General features: G+C 63.5%; 18 protein-coding genes. 13 read left to right on the forward strand and 5 right to left on the reverse strand.

Going from position 1 to position 24,540, the window contains the following annotated elements; all coding sequences use genetic code 11:
• Positions 1-1,001 precede the first annotated feature (1,001 nt).
• From cyoA to cyoE, 5 genes are read left to right on the forward strand one after another with little or no spacing between them, the layout of a single operon-like run.
• On the forward strand, positions 1,002-1,970 hold the full coding sequence (gene cyoA, locus AC5WNI_RS02310; protein WP_495929152.1) for a ubiquinol oxidase subunit II: 969 nt from the start codon (positions 1,002-1,004) through the stop codon (positions 1,968-1,970).
• A 3-nt stretch (positions 1,971-1,973) separates the two neighbouring features.
• A complete protein-coding gene (gene cyoB, locus AC5WNI_RS02315; protein WP_279835327.1) occupies positions 1,974-3,983 on the forward strand; it encodes a cytochrome o ubiquinol oxidase subunit I in 2,010 nt (669 codons plus the stop codon).
• 2 nt (positions 3,984-3,985) lie between these two features.
• Complete coding sequence (gene cyoC / locus AC5WNI_RS02320) at positions 3,986-4,612, forward strand: cytochrome o ubiquinol oxidase subunit III (RefSeq protein WP_368448137.1); 627 nt, start codon at positions 3,986-3,988, stop codon at positions 4,610-4,612.
• A complete protein-coding gene (gene cyoD, locus AC5WNI_RS02325; RefSeq protein WP_043333144.1) occupies positions 4,609-4,938 on the forward strand; it encodes a cytochrome o ubiquinol oxidase subunit IV in 330 nt (109 codons plus the stop codon). The genes cyoC and cyoD overlap by 4 nt, the downstream gene beginning before the upstream one ends.
• 13 nt (positions 4,939-4,951) lie before the next feature.
• Positions 4,952-5,806: a heme o synthase gene (cyoE, locus tag AC5WNI_RS02330; RefSeq protein ID WP_043333143.1), complete on the forward strand. Its 855-nt coding sequence runs from the start codon at positions 4,952-4,954 to the stop codon at positions 5,804-5,806.
• Positions 5,807-5,946: 140 nt separating this feature from the next.
• Here the strand turns inward: cyoE and gbca are convergent, their stop codons facing one another.
• Positions 5,947-7,230, reverse strand: coding sequence for a glycine betaine monooxygenase oxygenase subunit (gene gbca / locus AC5WNI_RS02335; RefSeq protein ID WP_279834379.1), 1,284 nt, complete (start codon positions 7,228-7,230; stop codon positions 5,947-5,949).
• Positions 7,231-7,849: 619 nt separating this feature from the next.
• On the opposite strand from gbca, the gene gbcB reads away from it, so the two are divergent.
• Positions 7,850-8,959, forward strand: coding sequence for a glycine betaine monooxygenase reductase subunit (gbcB, locus tag AC5WNI_RS02340; protein WP_213113475.1), 1,110 nt, complete (start codon positions 7,850-7,852; stop codon positions 8,957-8,959).
• 198 nt (positions 8,960-9,157) lie between these two features.
• Positions 9,158-10,690: a Na+/H+ antiporter NhaC gene (gene nhaC / locus AC5WNI_RS02345; RefSeq protein ID WP_495928599.1), complete on the forward strand. Its 1,533-nt coding sequence runs from the start codon at positions 9,158-9,160 to the stop codon at positions 10,688-10,690.
• 559 nt (positions 10,691-11,249) lie between these two features.
• Here the strand turns inward: nhaC and AC5WNI_RS02350 are convergent.
• Entirely contained in the window at positions 11,250-12,140 is an 891-nt protein-coding gene (locus tag AC5WNI_RS02350; RefSeq protein WP_054555340.1) for an AEC family transporter, read from the reverse strand.
• 372 nt (positions 12,141-12,512) lie between these two features.
• Between AC5WNI_RS02350 and glyA the strand changes: the two genes are divergently transcribed.
• From glyA to purU, 6 genes are all read left to right on the forward strand, one after another.
• Entirely contained in the window at positions 12,513-13,823 is a 1,311-nt protein-coding gene (glyA, locus tag AC5WNI_RS02355) for a serine hydroxymethyltransferase (protein ID WP_495928600.1), read from the forward strand.
• A gap of 141 nt (positions 13,824-13,964) precedes the next feature.
• Entirely contained in the window at positions 13,965-15,215 is a 1,251-nt protein-coding gene (locus AC5WNI_RS02360; protein WP_043333139.1) for a sarcosine oxidase subunit beta family protein, read from the forward strand.
• A gap of 25 nt (positions 15,216-15,240) precedes the next feature.
• Positions 15,241-15,567: a sarcosine oxidase subunit delta gene (locus tag AC5WNI_RS02365; protein WP_495928601.1), complete on the forward strand. Its 327-nt coding sequence runs from the start codon at positions 15,241-15,243 to the stop codon at positions 15,565-15,567.
• A complete protein-coding gene (locus AC5WNI_RS02370; protein WP_495928602.1) occupies positions 15,564-18,671 on the forward strand; it encodes a sarcosine oxidase subunit alpha family protein in 3,108 nt (1,035 codons plus the stop codon). The genes AC5WNI_RS02365 and AC5WNI_RS02370 overlap by 4 nt, the downstream gene beginning before the upstream one ends.
• Positions 18,664-19,365: a sarcosine oxidase subunit gamma gene (locus AC5WNI_RS02375; protein ID WP_495928603.1), complete on the forward strand. Its 702-nt coding sequence runs from the start codon at positions 18,664-18,666 to the stop codon at positions 19,363-19,365. Before AC5WNI_RS02370 ends, AC5WNI_RS02375 begins: the two co-directional genes overlap by 8 nt.
• A gap of 233 nt (positions 19,366-19,598) precedes the next feature.
• A complete protein-coding gene (gene purU, locus AC5WNI_RS02380; protein WP_107335546.1) occupies positions 19,599-20,474 on the forward strand; it encodes a formyltetrahydrofolate deformylase in 876 nt (291 codons plus the stop codon).
• A 115-nt stretch (positions 20,475-20,589) separates the two neighbouring features.
• Here purU and fhuB read toward each other — a convergent pair whose 3' ends face one another.
• The 3 genes from fhuB to AC5WNI_RS02395 are packed head-to-tail and all read right to left on the reverse strand — an operon-like array spanning position 20,590 to position 24,477.
• Entirely contained in the window at positions 20,590-22,710 is a 2,121-nt protein-coding gene (fhuB, locus tag AC5WNI_RS02385; protein WP_495928604.1) for a Fe(3+)-hydroxamate ABC transporter permease FhuB, read from the reverse strand.
• A complete protein-coding gene (locus AC5WNI_RS02390) occupies positions 22,697-23,713 on the reverse strand; it encodes an ABC transporter substrate-binding protein (RefSeq protein ID WP_495928605.1) in 1,017 nt (338 codons plus the stop codon). Before AC5WNI_RS02390 ends, fhuB begins: the two co-directional genes overlap by 14 nt.
• Positions 23,710-24,477, reverse strand: coding sequence for an ABC transporter ATP-binding protein (locus tag AC5WNI_RS02395; protein WP_495928606.1), 768 nt, complete (start codon positions 24,475-24,477; stop codon positions 23,710-23,712). Before AC5WNI_RS02395 ends, AC5WNI_RS02390 begins: the two co-directional genes overlap by 4 nt.
• Positions 24,478-24,540: the final 63 nt, after the last annotated feature.

A 24,540-nucleotide genomic window follows, 5' to 3' on the forward strand; every position in this document is an offset into this window, starting at 1 on the left:
CTGACTCAAGTCACACAATGGGGGCGGGAAACCGGTTTTTTGTGCAAAATTGGTAACCAGAGGGTTTCTGGAATGTATTTATTTGTGTATTTTTTATGGTGTCGGGCCGGGCGTCATCTGGCAGAAAGGTGGTGAGTCCGCGTAAATGAATGACGGAAAATGACACTCATCAGGCCATTTGGTCCGGCATTGATCATGAGAATGGCATGCCAAGGTTGCGAAAAAGCGTCCCCTGTTGATCGGGAATGCCAGCATCATGTGAGACGCATCATGGTGCATTTACCTGTCAGGTCATGATCGATAATGATGCATGTTTTCTCGTCAATGAACGCCGGCCTCATACAAGTATCATGTCGGGAAAATGCCTCTCTCGCCCGGGTTGGGGGAGTACTTCAGCAACTTTTGAAAGGCTCATTGGCACAATTTTTGGCATTTTATTTCAAGTTGTAGCCATTTATTGGGTTTTTGTTGCGCAGTATCGTGTGGCGGTAGTGGTTGCTTCGACGCCACCTGGTGCGCCGATGGCGAGGACATCCGTGGGGATGCACTGAATTGTGGCGCGACAAGGTCGTGATTCTCACGGGCATCATCAAGCAGGGCAGGGGGGCTGGCATCGCGGAGAAGGCTGGCGATTGACGAGCTATCTGGCCCTGCAAGGCATGCACTGTCGCGACATCATTGCCGTGAGTGTCGACTTCGCCACCCGATCCCGCTGCCTTAACCTCCCTCGAGCGTGAGAGAACTCATGCCGCTCAAGGCATGATTGGCGCGCACCGGATGGCCGAAGTCATCCGCATCTGGCCCCTGGTGCGTCATCCTGCCCCGTAGTCAGCCCCCCTGTCATTTCTCTATCCTGTGCCCGCCTGCGGGAAATCTTCTGATTTCGTTCGAAAGATCGACGGCTTCCTGTTGGTCATTTCTTCGAACGCTGTGTTCCACATGTGGGCTCGTCATGACGCCATGGCGTGTTCCAACGAGGTCGTGAGATGAGAAAAAGCCTAATGCGGGGGGCTCTGCGGGGACTCCCTATCCTCGCGGGATTATTGATGCTGTCCGGCTGTGACGCCGTACTCTTCGATCCCAAGGGGCCTATCGGTGAATCCGAAAAGTCGCTGATCCTGACTGCTACCTACCTGATGCTCGTGGTTGTTATCCCGGTCATCTTCATGACGCTGTGGTTCGCCTGGCGCTATCGCGATACCAAGCAGAGCAAGGCGACCTACACGCCCAACTGGGCGCATTCCACCAAGATCGAGATCGTGGTCTGGGGCATTCCGTGCCTGATCATCCTCGCTCTGGGCATCCTGACCTGGAAGAGCACGCACGAGCTGGACCCGCGTGCCGAGATCGTCGACGGCGGTGAGCCGATCGAGGTGCAGGTCGTGTCCATGGACTGGAAGTGGTTGTTCATCTATCCGGAGCAGGGGATCGCGACGGTCAATGAACTGGCCATGCCGGTGGATCGTCAGGTTCGCTTCCACATCACATCCGACACGGTGATGAACTCGTTCTTCGTCCCGCAGCTCGGTAGCCAGATCTATGCAATGGCGGGGATGGAAAACCGTCTGCACCTGATCGGCAGTGAAGTGGGTACCTACGACGGTATCTCTGCCAGCTATAGCGGCGCCGGCTTCGCGGACATGCACTTCAAGGCGCATGTCATGAGCGAAGGCGACTTCGACGCCTGGATCGAGAAGGCACGCGGCAGCAGCAAGGTGCTGGATGACGCTGGTCTTGCCGCTCTCAAGGAGCCGAGCGAGGACGTTGCCCCGACCTTCTATGGTCAGGTCAAGCCGAACCTGTATGAGCAGATCATGGCGCCCTACATGGACGGCATGGAGCTGGGCATGAGCGATGAACAGATGCGCCACATGAAGAAGGGTGGAATGCATCACGACAGCGCCGAAGACGGCATGTCCGATCATGACGCTTCTGGTCACGCTGAATCTGCGATGGCAACCGAGGAATAAGCAATGCTTGGAAAACTCACAATAGAGGCTGTTCCGTATCACGAGCCGATCATCATGATCGTGCTTGCGGCGGTAATCCTCGGTGGTGCAGCCCTTGTCGGCTTCATCACGGTAAAGAAAAAGTGGGCCTACCTGTGGAATGAGTGGTTCACCTCTGTCGATCACAAGAAGATCGGCATGATGTACATCATCGTCGCGTTGGTGATGCTGATCCGTGGTTTCTCCGATGCGATCATGATGCGTTCCCAGCAGATGCTGGCGTCCAGTGGTGGTCAGGGCTATCTGCCCCCGGATCACTACGACCAGATCTTCACTGCCCACGGCGTGATCATGATCTTCTTCGTGGCGATGCCGCTGGTCATCGGTCTGATCAACGTTGTCGTGCCGCTGCAGATCGGCGCACGTGACGTGGCCTTCCCGTTCCTGAACTCGCTCAGCTTCTGGCTGTTCGTGGTCGGCGCGCTCCTGGTCAACATCTCTCTGGGTCTGGGTGAGTTCGCCAAGACTGGCTGGCTGGCCTATCCGCCGTTGTCGGGGGCCAATTACAGCCCCGGGGTCGGGGTGGATTACTGGATCTGGTCATTGCAGATCTCCGGTGTCGGTACCCTGCTGACAGGTGTCAACTTCATCGCCACCATCCTCAAGATGCGTGCGCCGGGCATGTCCCTGATGAAGATGCCGGTCTTCACCTGGACCGCACTGTGCGCCAACGTCCTGATCGTCGCGGCCTTCCCGATTCTGACCGCTACCATCGCGATGCTGACGCTCGATCGCTACCTCGACTTCCACTTCTTCACCAATGACCTTGGTGGAAACATGATGATGTACGTCAACCTCATCTGGGCCTGGGGCCATCCTGAGGTGTACATCCTGGTGCTGCCGGTCTTCGGTGTGTTCTCCGAAGTCATCGCCACCTTCTCCAAGAAGAAGCTGTTCGGTTACACCTCGCTGGTGTGGGCGACTCTCGTCATCACCGTCCTGTCGTTCATCGTCTGGCTGCACCACTACTTCACCATGGGTGCCGGCGCTGACGTGAACGCCTTCTTCGGTATCGCGACGATGATCATCTCGATCCCGACAGGTGTGAAGATCTTCAACTGGCTGTTCACCATGTACCGTGGTCGTGTCGAAATGACCTCTCCGGTGCTGTGGACCCTGGGCTTCATCGTCACCTTCACCATCGGTGGCATGACCGGCGTTCTGCTGGCCGTTCCGGGCGCCAACTACGTACTGCACAACTCGCTGTTCCTGATCGCCCACTTCCACAACGTCATCATCGGCGGCGTGGTCTTCGGTGCGATGGCCGGTATTACCTACTGGTTCCCGAAAGCGACCGGCTTCATGCTGTGCGAGAAGTGGGGCAAGCGTTCCTTCTGGTTCTGGATCACTGGCTTCTACCTCGCCTTCATGCCGCTGTACATCCTCGGCTTCATGGGCATGACCCGTCGTCTGCAGCACGTCGACAACCCGCTGTGGGTGCCGTACCTGGTCGTCGCCTTCATCGGTGCTGTCCTGATCCTGATCGGTATCGCGTGCACCGTGATCCAGATCGCGGTCAGCATCAAGAACCGCAAGCAGCTGCAGGACACCACTGGCGATATCTGGGGCGGTCGTACCCTGGAGTGGAGCACCACTTCACCGGCACCGTTCTACAACTTCGCTCACGAGCCGCAGGTTTCCGAGCTCGACGAGTTCTGGGAAATGAAGGAACGTGGCATCGAGCAGGAGGCCAAGAAGCCTTATGCGCCGATCCACATGCCGCGCAACGCCGCTGCTGGCGTCATCATCTCCGCCTTCAGCCTGGTGTTCGGTTTCGCACTGATCTGGCACATCTGGTGGATGGCCGTGGTCGGGCTGGTCGGCATGATCGCTACCTTCATCGTGCGCTCCTTCAACTACGACATCGACTACTACGTGTCCGTCGAGGAAGTGGAGCGTGTCGAGCGTGAGGGTCGCGAGCGTCGCGCCCTGCCCAGCGCCCGCACACCTAACGACACAGTGGTTCAGGGGTAATCATGGCGAATAATGCAATGACATCTCACGATGGGGCGCATGACGCCCATGACGATCACGAGCATCACGATACCAACGGCCTGAAGGTCTTCGGTTTCTGGCTCTATCTGCTGAGCGACTGCATCCTGTTCGCGATGCTGTTCGCGGTCTACGTGGTACTGAGCCAGGCGTATGCCGGTGGCCCGACGGGCGCCGAGATCTTCGAGCTGAACTTCGTGCTGGTCGAGACCGCGCTGCTGCTGGCTTCGAGCTTCACCTACGGCCTGGCGATGCTGGGCATGAACCGCGGAGACAGCTCCGCGGTGATCAAGTGGCTGATGATCACCTTCGCCTGTGGCGCAGGCTTCATCGCGATGGAAATCTATGAGTTCTACCACCTGATCGTGAACGGCCAGGGTCCGGACAAGTCCGCGTTCCTGTCTGCCTTCTTCACCCTGGTCGGCACCCACGGTCTGCACGTGACCGCCGGTCTGATCTGGATGGCGCTGCTGATCTTCCAGGTCAAGAAGAAAGGTCTGACAGAAGTGCATCGCGGTCGTCTGATGATGCTCAGCCTGTTCTGGCACTTCCTGGACGTCATCTGGATCTGCGTCTTCACCGTCGTCTATCTCACAGGAGTGATGCTATGAGCCATTCCAACAACGACCACAACGACAATCACGGCAGCGTCAAGCAGTACGTGACCGGTCTGATTCTCTCCATCATCCTGACCATCATCCCGTTCGGGATGGTGATGATGATGGACGATCCGGGTGTCGGCGTGATCTGGGCCATCTACGGCTTCGCCATCGCTCAGGTCTTCGTGCAGCTGTACTTCTTCCTGCACCTGGACGGCTCCAAGGAGCAGAGCTGGAATGTCATGGCCATGCTGTTCACCGTGGTGATCGTGGCAATCGTCGTTGGTGGTTCCATATGGATCATGATCGAGCTGAATCAGAACATGATGCCCATCTGATAGCGTGAGCCTGATGATCAAGGACTACCTGCGTACCACCAAGCCGGGCATTATCTTCGGCAACCTGATCACCGTCAGCGGCGGCTTCTTTCTCGCTTCCGGTGGTGAGGTGGATTGGGCGCTGTTCATCGCCACCCTGGTCGGGGTGGCGTTGATCGTGGCCTCAGGCTGTGTGTTCAACAACTGCATCGATCGCGATATCGACCGCCACATGGCGCGTACCCAGGGCCGTGCTCTGGTGCAGGGCGACATCTCGCTGAAGGGGGCTTTCGTCTTCGGCAGCGTGCTGGGCCTTGCAGGCTTCTGGCTTCTGGCCGCGATGACCAATCTCATGGCGATGATCGCCGTGGGGCTGGGCTTCGTGATCTACGTCGGGGCCTACAGCATGTGGCTCAAGCGTGGCTCGGTGTATGGCACCCTCATCGGCTCACTGTCCGGCGCTGCGCCGCCAGTGGTCGGCTACCTGGCCGTCACCGGTCAGGCGGACATGGGGGCGCTGCTGCTGTTGATCATCTTCAGCATGTGGCAGATGCCGCATTCCTATGCGATTGCCATGTTTCGTGTCGATGACTATCGGGCCGCCAATATTCCGGTACTCCCGGTAGCGCGAGGCATGGAGCATGCCAAGCGTGTAGTGACGGGGTACATTGCCGGCTTCATCCCGGTGTCGCTGTTGCTGACACTGTGGGGATATACCGGCATCTGGTATCTGGTAGTCGCGACCGTCACGGGTGGCTGGTGGCTGTATCTGGCCGCCTGGCGCCTCAAGGATCAGCCTGATGCCTCCTGGGCACGCAAGTTGTTCGGCTTCTCCATCATCATCGTCATGGCGCTCAGCCTGATGATGAGCCTGGACACGCAGCTGTAATCCAGCCGTAGTACCTCTCGGGTGACCCGCCTTCGGCGTGTTGCCCGGGTGAAAGCCAAAAAAAACCCGCCACCGGCTTGCCGGTGGCGGGTTTTTTCTTGCCTGTCTTTCAGAGCCTCAGGTTTCGAGGACTCAAGGGCTCAAGCCAGCTGCAGGTGCGGCTCCTGCTGTTCCTTGAGCGCTTCCTGCATGCGCTCGGCATACCAGTCGACGAAGTCGACGACACCGAACTCGAAGGTCGCCGAGTAGGGGCCGGGTTGATAGGCGCTGGAGTTGACGCCGCGCTGGTTCTCTTCCACCAGCTGACGGTCCTGATCATTGGTGGCATCCCACACCTTGCGCAGCTTCGCCAGGTCGTAGTCGACACCTTCCACCGCGTCCTTGTGCACCAGCCATTTGGTGGTCACGCGGGTCTTGAGGGGGCCGATCGGGTCGACCTGGAAGACCACGGCGTGATCGCCCATGAAGTGGTTCCAGGAGTTGGGCAGGTTGAGGATGCGCAGCGAGCCCATATCGGGGCTTTGCAGGCGTCCCAGCAGCTTCTTGCATGCCGGAGTGCCGTCCGTGGTCATCGAGACGGTGCCTTCCAGCAGCGGTGTGCGCGTCATGCGATTGCGGCGGCCGAAGCGCACCAGCTGATAGGGCACCTTCTCGGCATCCCAGTCGGCCTGCTTCTTCGCGACCAGCGCCTTGTAGGCATCGGTGGCACGCGGGTCATCGGTGTCATCGAATTCCTGCAGGGTGTTGAGCAGCTCCGGGTGGGAGCCATCGCAGTGATAGCACTCGCGATTGTTCTCGATCACCAGCTTCCAGTTGCCTTCCTCGATGATGGAGGAGCTGGCCGCGACCTTGACGTTCTCCATGTCGTAGGGCTTGAGGTAGAACTCCAGCGTCTTGAAGAACGGCTCGCAGTTCTCGGGCTGCTCGGCGAGGTTGATGAACAGCATGCCGCCGGCTGAGCGCACGTGGACGGGGTGCAGGCCGTATTCACTGGTGTCGAAGGTGGTGCCCATGTCGGAACCGGCGAACAGCAGGCGGCCATCCAGCTCATAGGTCCACTTGTGATAGCCGCACACCAGCTTGGCGACCTTGCCGCGCTCGGTGCTGCACAGGCGAGACCCACGATGGCGACAGACGTTATGGAAGGCATGGATGGCCCCGTTGTCACCGCGCACGATGATGATCGGGCTGTTGCCCACGTCCATGGTCATGAAGTTGCCCTTGAGCGGGATCTCGCTGCTGAGACCGGCAAACAGCCACTCGCGCTCGAAGATTTCCTTCATGTCGAGATCGAACAGGCGCTGATCATTGTAGAAGGGCTGGGGCAGGGTGTAGCCGGGACTGCGGGCCTCTAGAAGCCGCGCGGCGGCCTCGCGTACAGCCTGACGCTGCTGATCCTGAGCGTGTTCCAGTAAGTCGCTCATCGCGGTGTCCTCGCACGGTCGGTAGGCGCCGGGAGCAGGGTCGCCTTGGGTTGAGTGAGTGTGCTGATCATTGTTGTTGTGAAGCCGGGACAGAGGGAACGAGTGAACAGACCATTGCCGGGCAGCACCGCGGGGCGACATCGGGGCCCCATGAGGGAGTGCCGATACATCGCGCGGTGCGTCATCCCGTCCTGGTCGGTTCGGGTGTCGAGGGCGGCGCAGGCAGAGTGCCGCTCGCTCGACAGGATAGTCAGCGTGGAAGTTCAGGCAGCCCGCATGACATCTGAGTGGCATTGCCACGCATGGATCGCAGTGTGGCTGAGGTCAAGTCGCGACTTATGTCTGATGGCGACGCTCAATGATGTATTTCCGACGCCGGTCGTCTGCGCAGGGGCTTTGAGGCACAGACAGGTGTAGCGATGAGGCGGGGGCAGGGCGCTGCGGGGGCGGGATTGGAGTGATCGGGCATGTTTCTGTCGTGCACGGATAAATGCTTGCCGGGCGCTGACTCGACAATCCTGAGCATGTCCCACCGTTGGCCGCGCACGCAGCGCAGGGTGGCCTGACACTGTCTCTTCAAGAACATGTCTCCAAGAACAACATGCCCAGCGAGGCCTTCATGAGCACCACTCTCAGCAACTTCAATCCGGTTACGACGCAGACCTGGACCAACGGTCGACATAGCGTGCGCTGCGTGAAGGTCATTCAGGAAACCTGGGACGTTCGCACCTTCTGTTTCATGGCCGAACAGCCGGTGATGTTCTTCTTCAAGCCGGGGCAGTTCGTGACCCTGGAGCTCGAGATCGATGCCCAGCAGATCATGCGCTCCTACACCATCTCCAGCTCACCGTCGGTGCCCTACAGCTTCTCGATCACCGTCAAGCGCGTGCCGGGCGGGCTGGTCTCCAACTGGCTGCACGACAACCTCAATGAAGGCGATGTGCTGGCGGTGCACGGCCCGGTCGGCAACTTCAACTGCATCGACTACCCGGCGGAACGCATTCTGATGCTGTCCGGTGGCGTGGGCATCACGCCCTTGATGTCGATGGCGCGCTGGTACTTCGATACCAACGCCAATGTGGACATCTCCTTCGTGCACAGTGCGCGCAGCCCGCGCGACATCATCTTCTGGCGTCAGCTCGAGTTCATGGATTCCCGCGTGCCGGAGTTCAACATGCACGTCATCTGCGAGCGCTTCGAGACCGGCCAGACCTGGTCCGGCTATCGCGGCTATCTCACCGACGCGATGCTCGAGATGATCGCGCCGGACTTCATGGAGCGCGAGATCTTCTGCTGTGGCCCCACGCCCTACATGAATGCGGTCAAGCATCTGCTGCGCAGCCACGGCTTCGACATGAGCCGCTATCACGAGGAATCCTTCGGTGCCACGCCGGTCGATGTCGAGGAAGAGGCCATCGAGCAGGCCGAACAGGCCGAGGTGCTGGCCGATGAGCTGGACCGCTCCGATCTCACGCGGGTCGAGTTCTCCACCACCGGCAAGTCGGTGCAGATCGCCCCGGGCGAGACCGTCCACGCCGCCGCCGCCAAGCTCGGTCTGCATATTCCCAAGGCCTGCGGCATGGGCATCTGCGGTACCTGCCGGGTGCAGAAGGTCTCGGGCGAGGTCGAGATGGAACACAACGGCGGCATCACCGATGAAGACGTCGCCGAAGGCTTCATCCTGTCCTGCTGCAGTGTGCCCAATGGCGATGTGGTGATCGATTACTGATCCACAACCTGGCCTCCCGCCCTGCTGGCTTTCGCGAGCGATATTCACGGGCGGGCGCAGGCACTGGATAAATGCGCTGGCTAAATGAGAGGACATGTCGCATTCGCGCGGTTGGATGACGCAGTCAGTCAGCCGCGACTTCCCGGGTCCCATTAGCGTTAGGGGTACAAAAAGTACAACTAACTAATGGAGCAAGACATGACTCGGGACGTGCAGACCCCACTACGGCCATCACTCAAGATGGCCTGCCTGCCTATCGTGGCCACCCTGGCCGTTCTTGCATTGCAACTGTTCGTGTTCGGCGAGTTCACTCCGCATGTGCCGCTGGTATGCGGTGTCGCCATCACGGCGCTGATCGGCTGGAAGCTGGGCCACGGCTGGTCGGCGATGGAAGAAGGCATGATGCGCATCGTGCGTGTCGGCCTGCCTTCCATCGCGATCCTGATTCTGGTCGGCATGACGGTCGGAGTATGGATCGCCTCCGGCAGCGTACCGATGATCATCTACTACGGACTCCAGCTGGTCTCGCCGGAATACTTCCTGGCGGCGGCCATGCTGCTGTGCGCGGTGGTCTCGGTAGCGCTGGGTACCAGCTGGGGCACCGTGGGCACGGTGGGGCTTGCGCTGATGGGCATCGGGGCCGGCTTCGGCATTCCGCCGTGGTGGACCGCCGGTGCGGTGGTGTCCGGCGCTTTCTTCGGTGACAAGGTCTCGCCGCTGTCGGATACCACCAATCTGGCCCCTGCGGTGACGGGCGTGAATCTGTTCGCGCACATCCGCAACATGATGCCGACCACCATTCCCGCCATGCTGATCGCGCTGGTGATCTATCTGATCGCCGGCAACCTGCTCGCCGCCGGTCAGGTGCTGGATCTCGAGCGCATCACCGCCATCACCGAAGGGCTTTCCGGACACTTCACCTTCAATCTGTGGGTGCTGATGCCGCCGCTGCTGGTGATGACGCTGGCCGTTGCGCGCATGCCGGCACTCCCGGCGCTGTTCGTCGGGGTGCTGGCCGGGGCGGTCGTGGCATTCGGCGTACAGGGCGAGGCGGTCAAGGCACTGTTCGGCTATATGCAGGGCGGCTACGCCTTGAGCACCGGCGTGAGCGAGATCGACAGCCTGCTCAATCGCGGCGGCATCATGTCGATGGCCTGGGTCATCCTGCTGGTGATGATCGCACTGGCCTTCGGGGGCTTGCTGGAAATCATCGGCTGTCTGGAGGCGCTGTGTGCCGCGGTGCTGGTCAAGGTGCGCGGTATCTTCGGTCTGCAGGTCGCGGCCAGTTCCACGGCGGCGCTGACCAATGTCATCGCGGGCGACCCCTACCTCTCCATCGCTCTGCCGGGTCGCATGTACGCGCCGATCTATCGGGGTGAGGGATACTCGACGCTCAATCTGTCGCGCTCACTGGAAGAGGGCGGCACCCTGATCTCGCCGCTGATTCCCTGGAATGCCGGTGGTGCGGTGGTGGTCAGTTCACTGGGGCTGATGGCCGGTGGCGCGGGCATGGAGGGGCTGCTCTACATTCCGCTGGCCTTCGCCTGCTGGCTGTCACCGTTGCTGGGGCTGCTCTACACCCTGCTTGGACGCTTCATCATTCGGGCCGATGATGCCGAGCGCGCCGAATGGCAAGCCAGGGAGCATGCCGTGACAACGCTGGCCCAGCTGCGTCAGCAGCAGGCCGAGGGCCTGGCGGGACTGCAAGCCGCCACGCCCGAGGTGCGCTGATAGTCTGCTCGGTATGAGTTCTCTACGACTTCATGCTCAGGTTCATGAGCAAGTCGACTCGCGCAGGAAGACGGCACAAACCATCTGGAGGTGCAGACGACTTCGGGGCTACCCTTCAGATGTTGCCACGTGAATGAGCGCATGCAGTGCAGGGGGCTCTGCGGGAAGTCCCGCCAGGCCACGCCAGGGTTCGCCCTGGTGCCATAAGCACAAGGCCCCGTTGGGCTGCATGCCATCTTCAGCTGCGGGTCGAGAGCGGAGAGCGTTCACGTCAGGTCCACGACTGCCACTCCAGTCACGGGTTTGGTCAAAAGGGCAATGATGACACAGGGGAACGGTGCGCCACCTCCAGGCCGGGAGCGGGTGCCAGCAGGACTACAAGGCTGATCGTCGCAACAGGAAGCGCCGTGCTGCTCAATATCGGGATGGTGCAATACCGTCTTCTTCACGGCACGGCAGTTTCCGCAGGAAGGTGTCACACGACCACGCAAGCTCAGGCTCGCGTGGTTTTTTTGTGCCTGTCATTCACTGCGGGAAGGCTCGGGCCGCTTCCGTCGGGTCAGCCCAGTGTCGCCCCCATCGCCGCCAGCAGCATGGGCAGATAGAGGAAGGCGGCGAGCGTCGAGCAGAACACCAGCGTAGCGACGTACTCCGGCTCACGCCCGGCCTTCTGGGCGAACATGTAGTTGTAGACCGCCACCGGCATGGCCATCTGCATGGTCAACACATGCAGCGCCAGCGGGGGCAGGTCCAGCAGGGTGCCGATCCCCCAGGCACATAGGGCGGCAAAGGGAATGCGCAGGACGCTGAAGCCCACGCCCGCCGCCAGATTCTTGACGCGAATGCTGGCCAGCGACACGCCCAGGGTGATCAGCATCAGCGGCACGGTGAAGCCGGAGATCAGCTCCAGGCTGTTGGCGACAAAGCGCGGCATGTGTACATCGCAGAGCAGCATGAGGGTGGCGACGATGCTGGCCCAGATGGTCGGCGAGCGCACCACGCTGCGCAGCGGGTTGCCGCTGGTGCTGGCAAGCCAGGCGCCGAGGGTGAACTGCAGCAGTGACATGGTGACCATGATGGTGATGGCGTAGGCGAAGCCGGCCTGGCCGAAGGCGTAGAGCGAGACCGGCAGGCCCATGTTGCCGACGTTGGAGAACAGCAACGGCGCCACCGCGACCTTCCAGGGCTTGCCGATCAGGCGCGCGAAGGGCCAGCTAAGCGCCAGCAGCAGGGCCATCACGGACAGCGTCGCCAGGCCCGTGCGCAAAAAGCTCGAGTTGTCGATCTCGGCGCTGCCCAGCGCATTGAGGATCAGCGCCGGCGTGCCGATGTAGAGCACCAGTCGGGTGACGAAGGCCATCGGGTAGTCGTTGCCCAGCCTGACCCAGAAGAAGCCGATGGCGGCGCCACACAGTACCGGTGCCATCACCGCCAGCAATTCCATCAGCATATTCTCAACTCCCTTCCTCAGGCGCGCGCTTGCATGGATCAGTCGTCATCCGGCGCCTGATCGCACGATATCGGTGTCTAGCATACCTGCCCGCAGGGGCTTCGGTGTAGCGCCAGTGGCGGGCAGCCACTATTCGAAGCAGCTCTGTGCGGGCCATCGGGATGTCGCTTTTGCCTGCCGATGTCGCATTCGCGCTGCGGGGTGACGCTGACAAGCAGTTTGCCGCAGGGGGGCAGGGCTAGTATCGGGTCAAGACAGCCACTCAAGGCCTTGGCGCCGGCTGACTCGACAGGATTTGAGCGAACAGACGATCACTGATCACCCTTCATCGATCCACTCCAACAACAACGATCCGCTTACCGGAGGCGCGCAATGTCTCAGCAACATGGCTACACCCGTGATGACCGACTGGCCAGACTCGACCCTGCACTGGCCGAGGCCATCCTCGAAGAGACAGCGCGTCAGGAAGCGCATATCGAGCTGATCGCCTCCGAGAACTATGCAAGCCCGCTGGTGATGGAGGCTCAGGGCAGCCAGCTGACCAACAAGTACGCCGAAGGCTATCCCGGCAAGCGCTACTACGGCGGCTGCGAATTCGTCGACAAGGTCGAGACGCTGGCCATCGAGCGCGCCTGTGCGTTGTTCGGCTGTGACTACGCCAACGTGCAGCCGCACTCCGGCGCCCAGGCCAACGCGGCCGTGTTCATGGCACTCGTCTCGCCGGGCGACACCATCCTCGGCATGAGCCTGGCGCATGGTGGCCACCTGACCCACGGCGCGGCGCCCAACTTCTCCGGCAAGCACTACAACGCCATCCAATACGGCCTGACCGAGAGCGGCGAGCTGGACTACGAGGAGATGGAGCGTCTGGCGCGCGAGCACAAGCCGAAGATGATCATCGCCGGCTTCTCCGCCTACTCGCGGGTGGTCAACTGGCGTCGCTTCCGCGATATCGCCGACGAGATCGGCGCCTGGCTGATGGTCGACATGGCCCACGTGGCCGGTCTGGTCGCGGCGGGTCACTACCCGAGCCCGCTGCCCTACGCCCATGTCGTCACCACCACCACGCACAAGACGCTGCGCGGCCCGCGCGGTGGCCTGATTCTCTCCGCCACCGGTGATGAAGCGCTGCACAAGAAGCTCAATGGCGCCGTCTTCCCCGGCCAGCAGGGCGGCCCGCTGATGCACGTCATCGCCGCCAAGGCCGCGGCCTTCAAGGAAGCGATGAGCCAGGACTTCGTCAGCTATCAGGCCCGCGTGATCGCCAATGCCCGCGTGATGGCCGAGGTCTTCATGGCGCGCGGCTATGACGTGGTCTCCGGCGGTACCGATGACCACCTGTTCCTCGTCTCGCTGATCCGTCAGGGCGTGACCGGCAAGGACGCGGATGCCTCACTGGGCCGCGCCCATATCACCGTCAACAAGAACAGCGTGCCGAATGACCCGCAGAGTCCCTTCGTGACATCCGGGCTGCGCATCGGCACTCCGGCCGCCACCACGCGCGGCTTCGGCGAGGCGGAATGCGAGGCACTGGCCGGCTGGATCTGTGATCTGCTCGACGCGCTGTCCACCGGCGAGAGCGCCAAGGTGGAAGCCGAGGTGCGCGGCAAGGTCGAGGAAGTCTGTGCCCGCTTCCCGGTCTATGCATCGAACAGCGTGACCGACCCCGCCTCGCTTGCCTGAACAAGGCGCTGGCGAGAGACAACGATAACAACGACACATGCCGCAAGCGCAGAGACATCACTCGGGTGACAACAACAGACATCACTCGGGCGAGAGCACCGGACAGCGCTTGCGGTGGCAAAGATGTGAGGAGGGTGGCAAATGCAGCGTTACTCGGGATTCGGGCTGGTCAAGCATGCGCTCAGCCACCATGAGAACTGGCAGAAGGTCTGGCGTAGCCCAGAACCCAAGAAGGAATACGACGTCGTCATCGTCGGTGGCGGCGGGCATGGTCTGGCCACGGCCTATTACCTGGCCAAGGAGCACGGCATCACCAATGTCGCGGTGATCGAGAAGGGCTGGCTGGGCGGCGGCAACACCGCGCGCAACACCACCCTGGTGCGCTCCAACTATCTGTGGGACGAGGCGGCGGCGCTCTACGAGCACTCCATGAAGCTGTGGGAAGGCCTGTCCCAGGATCTCAACTACAACGTGATGTTCTCCCAGCGTGGCGTGCTCAACCTGGGCCACACCCTGCAGGACATGCGTGACATCCAGCGCCGCGTGAATGCCAACCGTCTGCAGGGCATCGATGGCGAGGTGCTGGACGCCCAGCAGGTGCAGGAACTGGTGCCGGCGATGGACTGCTCGAGCCGCGCACGCTACCCGATTCTCGGTGCCTCCTGGCAGCCGCGCGGTGGCGTGGCACGTCACGACGCCGTGGCCTGGGGCTTCGCGCGCGGCGCCGACAGCCTCGGCGTCGACCTGATCCAGCAGACCGAAGTCACCGGCTTCCGCAAGCAGGATGGCGCCATCGTCGGGGTGGAAACCTCGCGCGGCTTCATCGGTGCCAAGCGTGTCGGCGTGGTCACCGCCGGCAACTCCGGCGTGATGGCCGAGAAGGCCGGCTTCCGACTGCCGCTGGAATCCCACCCGCTGCAGGCGCTGGTTTCCGAGCCACTCAAGCCGATTCTCGACACCGTGGTGATGTCCAATCACGTCCATGGCTATGTCAGCCAGTCGGACAAGGGCGACCTGGTCATCGGTGCCGGCATCGATGGCTACGTGGGCTACGGCCAGCGTGGCAGCTACCCGACCATCGAGCACACCCTGCAGGCCATCGTCGAGATGTTCCCGATCTTCTCGCGGGTACGCATGAACCGTCAGTGGGGCGGCATCGTCGACACCTGTCCGGACGCCTGCCCGATCATTTCCAAGACGCCCGTGAAGGGGCTCTATTTCAACTGTGGTTGGGGTACCGGTGGCTTCAAGGCCACGCCGGGTTCCGGCAACGTCTTTGCCTGGACACTGGCCAAGGGGCGCACCCATCCGCTGGCAGAACCCTTCTCCTATGACCGTTTCAACACGGGCAAGCTGATCGACGAACACGGCGCCGCTGGCGTCGCGCACTGAACCTGCCGTCAGGAGACGACCGACCATGATGCATATCTTCTGTCCCTACTGCGGCGAGCTGCGCGAGGAAGAGGAATTCCACGTCAAGGGCCAGGCGCATATCGAGCGCCCGAAGGACCCCGAAGCCTGCTCCGATGCCGAGTGGGGGGATTATCTGTTCTTCCGCAACAACCCGCGTGGCGTCCACCACGAGCTGTGGATTCACGCCGTGGGCTGTCGCAAGTATTTCAACATCACCCGCCACACCGTTACCTACGAGATTCTCGAGACCTATCGCATGGGCGAGCAGCCCACCATCACCGGTGAGACGAAAGCCGATCCGACCATGCAAGCCAAGGGGGTGAGCGCATGAGCCAGCAAGACAACCAGACCGCCGCTGCCCCGCGCCGTCTCGCCTCGGGTGGACGCATCGACCGCGCCACGCCGCTGACCTTCACCTTCAATGGCAAGCGCTATCAGGGCCTGGCAGGCGATACCCTCGCCTCGGCACTGATGGCCAACGGCCTCGACGTGCTCAACGCCAGCTTCAAGTATGCGCGTCCGCGCGGCCTGGTCGCCGCCGGTGCCGAAGAGCCCAACGCCATCCTGCAGTTGGGCAGCACCGAAGCCGGCCAGGTGCCCAACGTGCGTGCCACCCAGCAGGCGCTTTACGACGGCCTGGAAGCCCACGCCGTCAGCGGCTGGGTCAAGGCCCAGAAGGACCTGATGAGCCGCTTCCTGCCGCAGGTCGGCAAGCTGGGCGGCAAGTTCATGCCGCCGGGCTTCTACTACAAGACCTTCATGGCGCCGGCCTCGCTGTGGATGACCTACGAGAAGTACATCCGCAAGGCCGCCGGTCTCGGGCGTTCTCCGCTCGAAGAGGACCCGGACATCTATGATCACCTGCATCAACACACCGATGTGCTGGTGATCGGCTCCGGCCCGGCGGGCCTGATGGCGGCGCTGGTCGCGGCCCGCAGCGGCGCGCGCGTTATCCTGTGTGACGAGCAGGAAGAGCTGGGTGGCTCGCTGCTCTCCATGTCGGCGGACTGTCTCGATCAGACCCTGGATGGCCAGCCTGCCATCGAATGGCGTGACGCGGTGCTTGCGGAACTCGAAGCCTGTGAGGATGTGCAGCTGCTGCCGCGCACCACCGCCAATGGCTACCACGATCACAACTTCGTGACCCTGCACGAGCGCCGTACCGAGCATCAGGCCGACCTCGCACCGCGCAATGCCCGTGGCGCCCAGCAGGCACGCTCCCGCCTGCACCGCGTGCGCGCCCATCGCGTCATCATGGCCACCGGCGCCCATGAGCGGCCGCTGGTCTACAGCCACAACGATGTGCCGGGCAACCTGCTGGCCGGTGCCGTCACCACCTATCTGACCCGTTACGGCGTCGCCGCCGGTGACAAGCTGGTGCTGTCGGTCAACAACGACCACGCCTATCGCGCGGCGCTTGCCTGGGCGGCGGCCGGTCGTGAAGTGGTCGCGATCGCCGATGCGCGTCCGGCGCCCTCCGGCGTGATGGTCGAGGCGGCGCGTGCCGCGGGCATCCGCATCATCGCCGGCGCCGCCGTGATCGAAGCCAAGGGCGAGCGTCGCGTGACAGGCGCGCGCATCGCGGCCATCGATATCGATGCCTTCAGCGTGACGGGGGCGGTGGAAGAGCTCGCCTGCGACACCATCGCGAGCTCCGGCGGCTACAGCCCGGTGGTTCACCTGGCGGCGCACACCGGCGCACGTCCGGTATGGAGTGACGAGATCCACGGCTTCCTGCCGGCGCTGGGCGCACCGATGCTCAAGGGCTTCGATGCCTGCGGCGCCGCCAATGGCAGCTTCGCGCTTGAAGATGTGCTGGTCGCGGCCTACGCCAGCGGTGTCGCCGCGGTGGAAGCCTGCGAGTTCGAGACCGCCCAGGCCGAGGTGCCTGCGGTCTCCGAGCTTGCAGAAACGCCGATGCTGCCGCTCTATCAGGTGCCGCATGACAAGCCCACCGCGCGCGCGCCCAAGCAGTTCGTCGACCTGCAGAACGACGTCACCGCCGCCGGTATCGAGCTCGCCACCCGCGAAGGCTTCGAGTCCATCGAGCACGTCAAGCGCTACACCGCGATGGGCTTCGGCACCGACCAGGGCAAGCTGGGCAACATCAACGGCATGGCGGTCGCCGCGCGCTGTCTGGGGCAGACCATCCCCGACACCGGCACCACCGTGTTCCGCCCCAACTACACGCCGGTGACCTTCGGCGCCATCGTCGGCCGTCACTGCGGCGAGCTGTTCGACCCGATCCGCTACACCGCGATGCACGAATGGCACGTAGCGCAGGGCGCCAGGTTCGAGGATGTCGGCCAGTGGAAGCGCCCCTGGTACTACCCGCAAGGCAATGAGGACATGCATGCCGCGGTCGAGCGCGAGTGTCTGGCGGTGCGCGAGAAGGTCGGCGTGCTGGACGCCTCGACCCTGGGCAAGATCGACATCACCGGTCGCGATGCGCGTGAGTTCCTCAACCGCATCTACACCAACGCCTGGGCCAAGCTGGGCGTCGGCAAGGCGCGCTACGGCCTGATGTGTCACGACGACGGCATGGTGATGGACGACGGTGTCACCACCTGTCTGGCCGAAGACCACTTCCTGATGACCACCACCACCGGTGGCGCGGCCTCGATCCTGGAATGGCTGGAGCTGTGGCACCAGACCGAATGGCCGGAGCTGGACGTGCAGATGACCAGCGTCACCGATCACTGGGCGACCCTGACCGTCACCGGCCCCGAGGCGCGCGCGCTGGTCGGCGAGCTGACCGACATCGACCTTGATCGCGACAGCTTCAAGTTCATGGAAGTGCGTGAAGGGCTGATCGCCGACATTCCCGGGCGCATCTTCCGCATCTCCTTCACCGGCGAGCTGTCCTACGAGCTCAACGTGCCAGCCAACTACGGGCTGCATGTCTGGAAGCGTTTGTTCGAGTGCGGCAAGAAGTACGGCCTCACGCCCTACGGCACCGAGACCATGCACGTGCTGCGCGCCGAGAAGGGTTTCATCATCGTCGGTCAGGACACCGATGGCTCGATCACCCCGGAAGATCTCGGCATGCAGTGGTGTGTCGGCTACAACAAGCCGTATTCCTGGATCGGCAAGCGTGCGCTGTCGCGCCCGGATACCCGCCGTGACGACCGCAAGCAGATGGTCGGCCTGATTCCGACGCGCAAGAAGGCCGGCGATGAGCGCATCGTGCTGCCGGAAGGCTCGCAGATCGTCTTCGACCCCGAGCATGCCATCCCGATGCCGATGGTCGGCCACGTGACCTCCAGCTACTACAGCCCGACGCTGGGACATGGCTTCGCGCTGGCGGTGGTCAAGGGCGGTGCCAAGCGCATCGGCGAGACGGTGTTCCTGCCACAGGCCGATGGCACGACGCTGGAAGCCGAAATCACCTCACCGGTGTTCTACGACAAGAAAGGGGAGCGCCAGCATGTCTGATGCCACCACACTCGACCCGCAAGCGGGTGCCGCCGTCGATGCGCAGCCGCAGGACATGACAAGTTCTCAGACGTCGGTGATCGACCAGCGCCCGACGCCCGAGGTCCACGCTCAGTGCGCCCGATCGCCGCTGGCGCATCTGTTCACGGCCCGCGATGACGGCGATGCCGGCGTCGTGCTGCAGGAGAAGGCGTTTCTCGGTCACCTGACGCTGCGCGGTGACCCCGCGCAGCCGGGCTTCGCCGAGGGTGTCGAGGCGGCGCTGGGTCTGGCGCTGCCGTTGACGCCGGCGACTCTCCATCAGAATGAGGGCGGTCGCTCGATCCAGTGGCTGTCACCGGATGAGTGGCTGATCCTGGTGCCCGGCGAGGAAGCCTTCACTGTCGAGAAGGCGCTGCATGAGACGTTGGCCGGCCGCTATCAGGTGGTCAACGTCAGCGGTGGCCAGACCGTCATCTCGCTGAGTGGCGACCAGGCGCGTCAGGTGCTGATGAAGTCGACGCCCACCGATGTGCACCCGCGTGCCTTCCCGGTCGGACGTGGCGTGCCGGCGGTGTTCGCCAAGGCGACACTGGTGCTGCGCCGCGTCAGCGAGAGCGAATTCGAGCTGGTGGTGCGCAGAAGCTTCGCCGATTACCTCGGCCGCTGGCTGCTGGATGCCAGCGAGGAATTCGGGGTCTGCATCAAGGCCTGATATCTGAGGCCTGAGGTCTGCGTCTGGAGAGATCTACGTCTGGAGAGAGGTCTGTCACAGGCGCGCGCAATGAGCTGAATCAACTGCCAGGGGCCTTGCCCGGGCCAGGAGGCGGGCTTCAGAAATACTGAAGCCCGCCTCAATAATATTGGTTTGTCGCGCAGGGCCTCGGATGCAACCCTGACGTTGCTGCTTCCAACAATAGATAATCCTTACATGACAGGCACCTACGTATGCGTGATACCTGGATTCTGACCGCCCAATGTCCCAGCCGCATCGGCACGGTGGACGTCGTGACACGCTACCTGCGCGAGCAGGGCTGCTATATCACCGAGCTCAATTCCTTCGATGACCGCCTGTCGGGGCGCTTCTTCATCCGGGCCGAATTTCGTCCGCAGACCGAGGCCGGAGCCCTCGATGACGGCTTCGATGCCGCGAGTTTCGAGCAGGGCCTGGGCACGCGTGCCGCCGACTTCGAGATGGACGTCAGCCTGAGTGCGCCGGATGAGCGCATGAAGGTGGTCATCATGGTCTCGCGCTCGGACCACTGCCTGAACGACCTGCTCTATCGCCATCGCATCGGCCAGCTGCCGATGGACATCACCGCCGTCATCTCCAACCATCCGGACATGGCACCGCTGGCCGAGTGGCATGGCCTGCCGTATCACCACCTGCCGATCACCGCCGAGACCAAGGCCGAGCAGGAGGCCCGGGTGTGGCAGATCGTGCAGGACACCGGGGCCGAGCTGGTGATTCTGGCGCGCTACATGCAGGTGCTGTCGAGCGACATGTGCGAGAAGCTCTCGGGGCGGGCGATCAACATCCACCACTCGCTGCTGCCGGGCTTCAAGGGCGCGCGCCCCTATCACCAGGCCTACGAGAAGGGCGTCAAGCTGGTCGGTGCCACCGCGCACTACATCAATGATGATCTCGATGAAGGGCCGATCATCACCCAGGGCGTCGAGACGGTGGATCACGCCCACTATCCCGAAGACCTGATCGCCAAGGGCCGTGATATCGAGTGTCTGACCCTGTCGCGAGGTGTGCGTTATCACCTCGAGCGTCGCGTCTTCCTGCATGACAAGCGCACGGTGGTGTTCGGCAACTGAGCCCGGGCTGCGTCCGCCAGCTCGCTCTGTTCATGAACTTCATAGACTCCACAAACGACGAAGCCCGCGACCTTTCGGTGGCGGGCTTCGTCGTTCATGCATGTGCGTATGCGTGTCAGCTTCTGCGCAGGCTCCACAGGAAGTAGCTGCCGCCGATCAGCGAGGCCATCAGGCCGGCGGGGATCTCGTAGGGCGAGAGCAGCTGGCGGCCCAGCCAGTCGGCCAGCACCATCAACAGCGCGCCGCACAGCACCGCGCCGAGCATGTGCTCGCGGGCGCGGCTCAGCCCCAGCAGGCGCGCCAGATGCGGGGCCAGCAGGCCGACGAAGGACAGCGGGCCGACGATCAGGGTCGCCAGCGCGGTCAGCACCGCCACCGCGCCCAGCAGCACCAGGCGGGCGCGGGTCACGCCGATGCCCAGCGCACTGGCGCTCGCCATGCCCAGCGGCAGGATGTCCAGCCAGCGTGCCAGCGGACGCACCAGCAGGACCGCGATGATCGCCAGCGCGAGCACGCCAACCGCCGCGGAGAGGCCCACGTAATAGGTGGAGCCGGACAGCCAGGCCAGAATCTGCTGACCGCGCGGGTCGCCATCGGCGAGGATGATGCCGCGCACCGCATCGTAGAGCGCCGTGATCGCCACCCCGCACAGCAGCACGCGTTCGGGAATGAAGCCACTGCGATGATTGAGCACCACCAGCAGCGCCAGACAGGCCAGCGCCCCGCAGATGCCTGCGCCTAGCAGGGTCAGCTGCCCCGGCGACGGGACCAGCAGCAGCGTCAGCATCAGGGCGATGGCGGTGCCGCCGCTGATGCCGAGAATCTCGGGGCTGGCCATCGGGTTGCTGGTCAGACGCTGCAACAGGGTGCCGGCCAGGGCCAGCAGTACGCCGGCGCCTGCCGCCGCCAGTACCCGTGGCAGGCGGAAGTCCAGCACGCTGGTCTGGCCGGCCATCAGCTGTTGGAGCATGTCAGCGCCAAGAGTCCAGCCATCGGCGCCATTGCCGACCAGCAGGGCCAGCATCAGGGCCACGCAGACCCCGGCCAGCAGCCAGCCGAGCAGGCGGTCGGGGCGGGGATGACGATGCGTCAGTGACATGCCGTGATGACTGGCGGGGCCAGCCCCCTGGGCCATCTTGAGGCGCGGAATCAGCCACAGCAGCAGCGGCGCGCCGAGGGCCGCCGTCATCGCGCCGGTCGGAATCAGGTTGGGCAGCAGGCCATCGAGGCTGGCGACCACCTGGTCCGTAACCGCCAGCAGCAGCGCCCCGAACAATGGTGCCCACAGCAGGCGCTGGCCCAGGCGGCGTGCGCCCATCAGACGCACGCAGGCCGGAGCGGCCAGGCCGATGAAGCCGATGATGCCCAGCACGCTGACCACGCAGGCGCTGAGAAATACCGCCAGTCCCAGACTCATCAGGCGCAGCTTGCGCAGCGAGACGCCCAGGCTTCTGGCATTGGCCTCGTCGAGGTCCAGCACCGCCAGCGGGCGCATCAGCACCAGCGCCAGCAACATGCCCGGCAGCAGGCGGGTGAGCAGCGTGATCACGCCATCCCAGCTGTTCTGGGCCAGCGAACCTGCGCCCCATACCAGGGTGCCGTGCAGGGCTTCCTGATTGAACAGCAACAGCACCATGCCCAGCGCGCCGATGTAGAGATTGACCACCAGCCCCGCCAGCACCACCACGGTCGGCGACATGCCACGCGCCCAGGCCAGCGCGAACACCAGCCCCATGGCCGCCAGGCCACCGGCCAGCGCGACCCATTCACGGCCCAGCTGGAAGCCGTCTCCCCCAAGACCCGTGCCGGCCATCAGTGCCGGGGCGAACAGCGTCGCCAGCATCATCGCCAGACTCGCGCCACTGGCGACGCCAAGGGTAGTGGGCGCGGCCAGTGGATTGCGCAGCACCTGCTGCATCAGCACGCCCGCCATGCCCAGCGCGCCACCGGCCAGCAGCGCGCAGACCAGACGCGGCCACCAGCTGACATGCGCCACCAGCTGCGCGGAGAGCAGCGCGCTGTCTGCCTGGCCGAGACTGGTCGCAGCGCTGAAGTCGGGCGAGGCCCACAGTGCGGTCAGACCCTGCATCAGGCTCAGGCCTTCACGGTTGAGCGCGAGGCTGCCGAGTGCCACCAGGGCCAGGGCCAACAGGCTGCAGGCCCGGCCCGGCGTGAGGTGCAGCGGGCGATGGTTTGATGCGGGGCGGGTGCTCATGGCCTGCTCAGTGGTTGCCATCGGTGCTCTCCCCCTCAAGTGTCGCCTCATCATCAATCAGATGGCTGGCAAGCAGTGCGGCGAAACGATTGGCCGAGGGCAGGGCGCCGAAGCTCCAGACCGGCGGCAGGAACAGCGGCGCCGAGGCCTGGCTGTTCTCGCGCACGCCGGGCATGGCCTGCCACAGACCGTTATGTGCCAGTGCCTGGTGTCCGCCGGGCGGCAGCGGCTCTACCACCACCATGCGGCCCTTCAGCGTCACCAGTTTCTCGAGACTGACGGTGGCGAAGCCCCAGGCGTTGGTGTCCCCTTGCCAGGCGTTGTCGATGCCCATGCGCTCGATCACGGCCTGGAACAGGCTGTTGTCGCCGAAGATGCGCACATGGCGGTCATCCATGAATTGCACCATCAACAGCGGCAGGGGCGATTGACCCTTGCGTGCCGCCTGCTGGCGCAGCGCGGCGTTGTAACCGGCCAGGCGAGCGGTGCTCAGGCGAATCAGCTGTTCGGCCTGGGGCTCGCGCTGCGTCAGCTTGCCCAGCTGGCGGGTCGCCTTGACCAGTGTCTGCCAGGTGTCGGCGTCCGGGGTATAGATGGCGATGCTGGTGACCGGCGCGATGGCCGACAGGCGCGGCGCGAGGCTGGACAGCATCGGGCTGATCAGGATGTCGGCGGGGGCGAGGGCGGCCAGCTGCTCCAGATTCGGCTGGGTGCGCAGGCCGAGATCCCGCGTGCCCTGCGGCAGCGCCGGTTGGGCCACCCAGCTTGCGTAGGTCGCGACCTGGCCCACGCCCATGGCGCGTACCCCGATTCCGGTCAGGGTCTCGGCCAGGGTCCAGTCCAGTGCCACGATGGGGCGATCGACGAAGCCGGTCGGTGGCTGGGCTGTCTCGGTCATCGCTGTCTGTTTCATCGCAGCCACGGCCGCAGCTGCCTCGTCTGCCACTGCCTCGTCCGTCGTGGCAGCGCTGGCGGGACCCACCGCCAGCAGGCTCAGACTGATCAGTGCCAACAGCCACTTCATAGCGGCACCGCGATCTGCTGCTGGCTCTGTGGCGGGGTGATCACCTGCATCTCGACGCCGTAGATATCCTTGAGCGTGGCGGGGTTCATCATCTCGTCGGGCGCGCCTTCAGCCAGCACCTGGCCGCCGTGCAGCGCCACCAGGCGATCGCAGTAACGCGCCGCCAGATTGATGTCGTGCAGCACGATGATGATGCCCAGCCCCAGGGTGTGGCTCAGGTGCGAGATCAGCTCCATCACCTCGATCTGATGGGCGATATCCAGCGCCGCCAGCGGTTCATCCAGCAGCAGATAGCGACTGCCCTGGGCCAGCAGCATGGCCAGCCACACGCGCTGACGTTCGCCACCGGAGAGGGTATCGACCTGCTGTTCGGCGAAGGCTTCGGTGTGGGTCAGCGCGATGGCGCGCTCGATGGCTTCTTCATCCTTGGGGCCGGGACGGCCGAGCAGGCCGTGCCACGGATAACGGCCGAAGGCGACCAGCTCGCGGCCGGTCAGCGCTTCAGTCGCCGGCAGATGCTGCGGCAGGTAGGCCACCGCCCGCGCGAATTCCCGACTGCCGAACTGCGAGAGCGGGCGATCGTCCAGCGCCAGCTTGCCACTGGTCGGCGTGTTCTGACGCGCCAGCAGCTTGAGCAGTGTCGACTTGCCGGAGCCATTGTGGCCGATCAGGCCATGCACCTGGCCGGGGGCGAAATCGAGAGACTGCGTCTTGAGCAGGCAGCGCTCGCCGAGGTCAAAGCGCAGGTGGTCGAGAGTGAACATGAAAGCATCGTCATCCGTGGTCAGGGCGTCAGGCTAGGGCGTCAGGCTAAGGGCGATTCATTC

The organism is Cobetia sp. PDI-12MA (genome assembly GCF_059507695.1).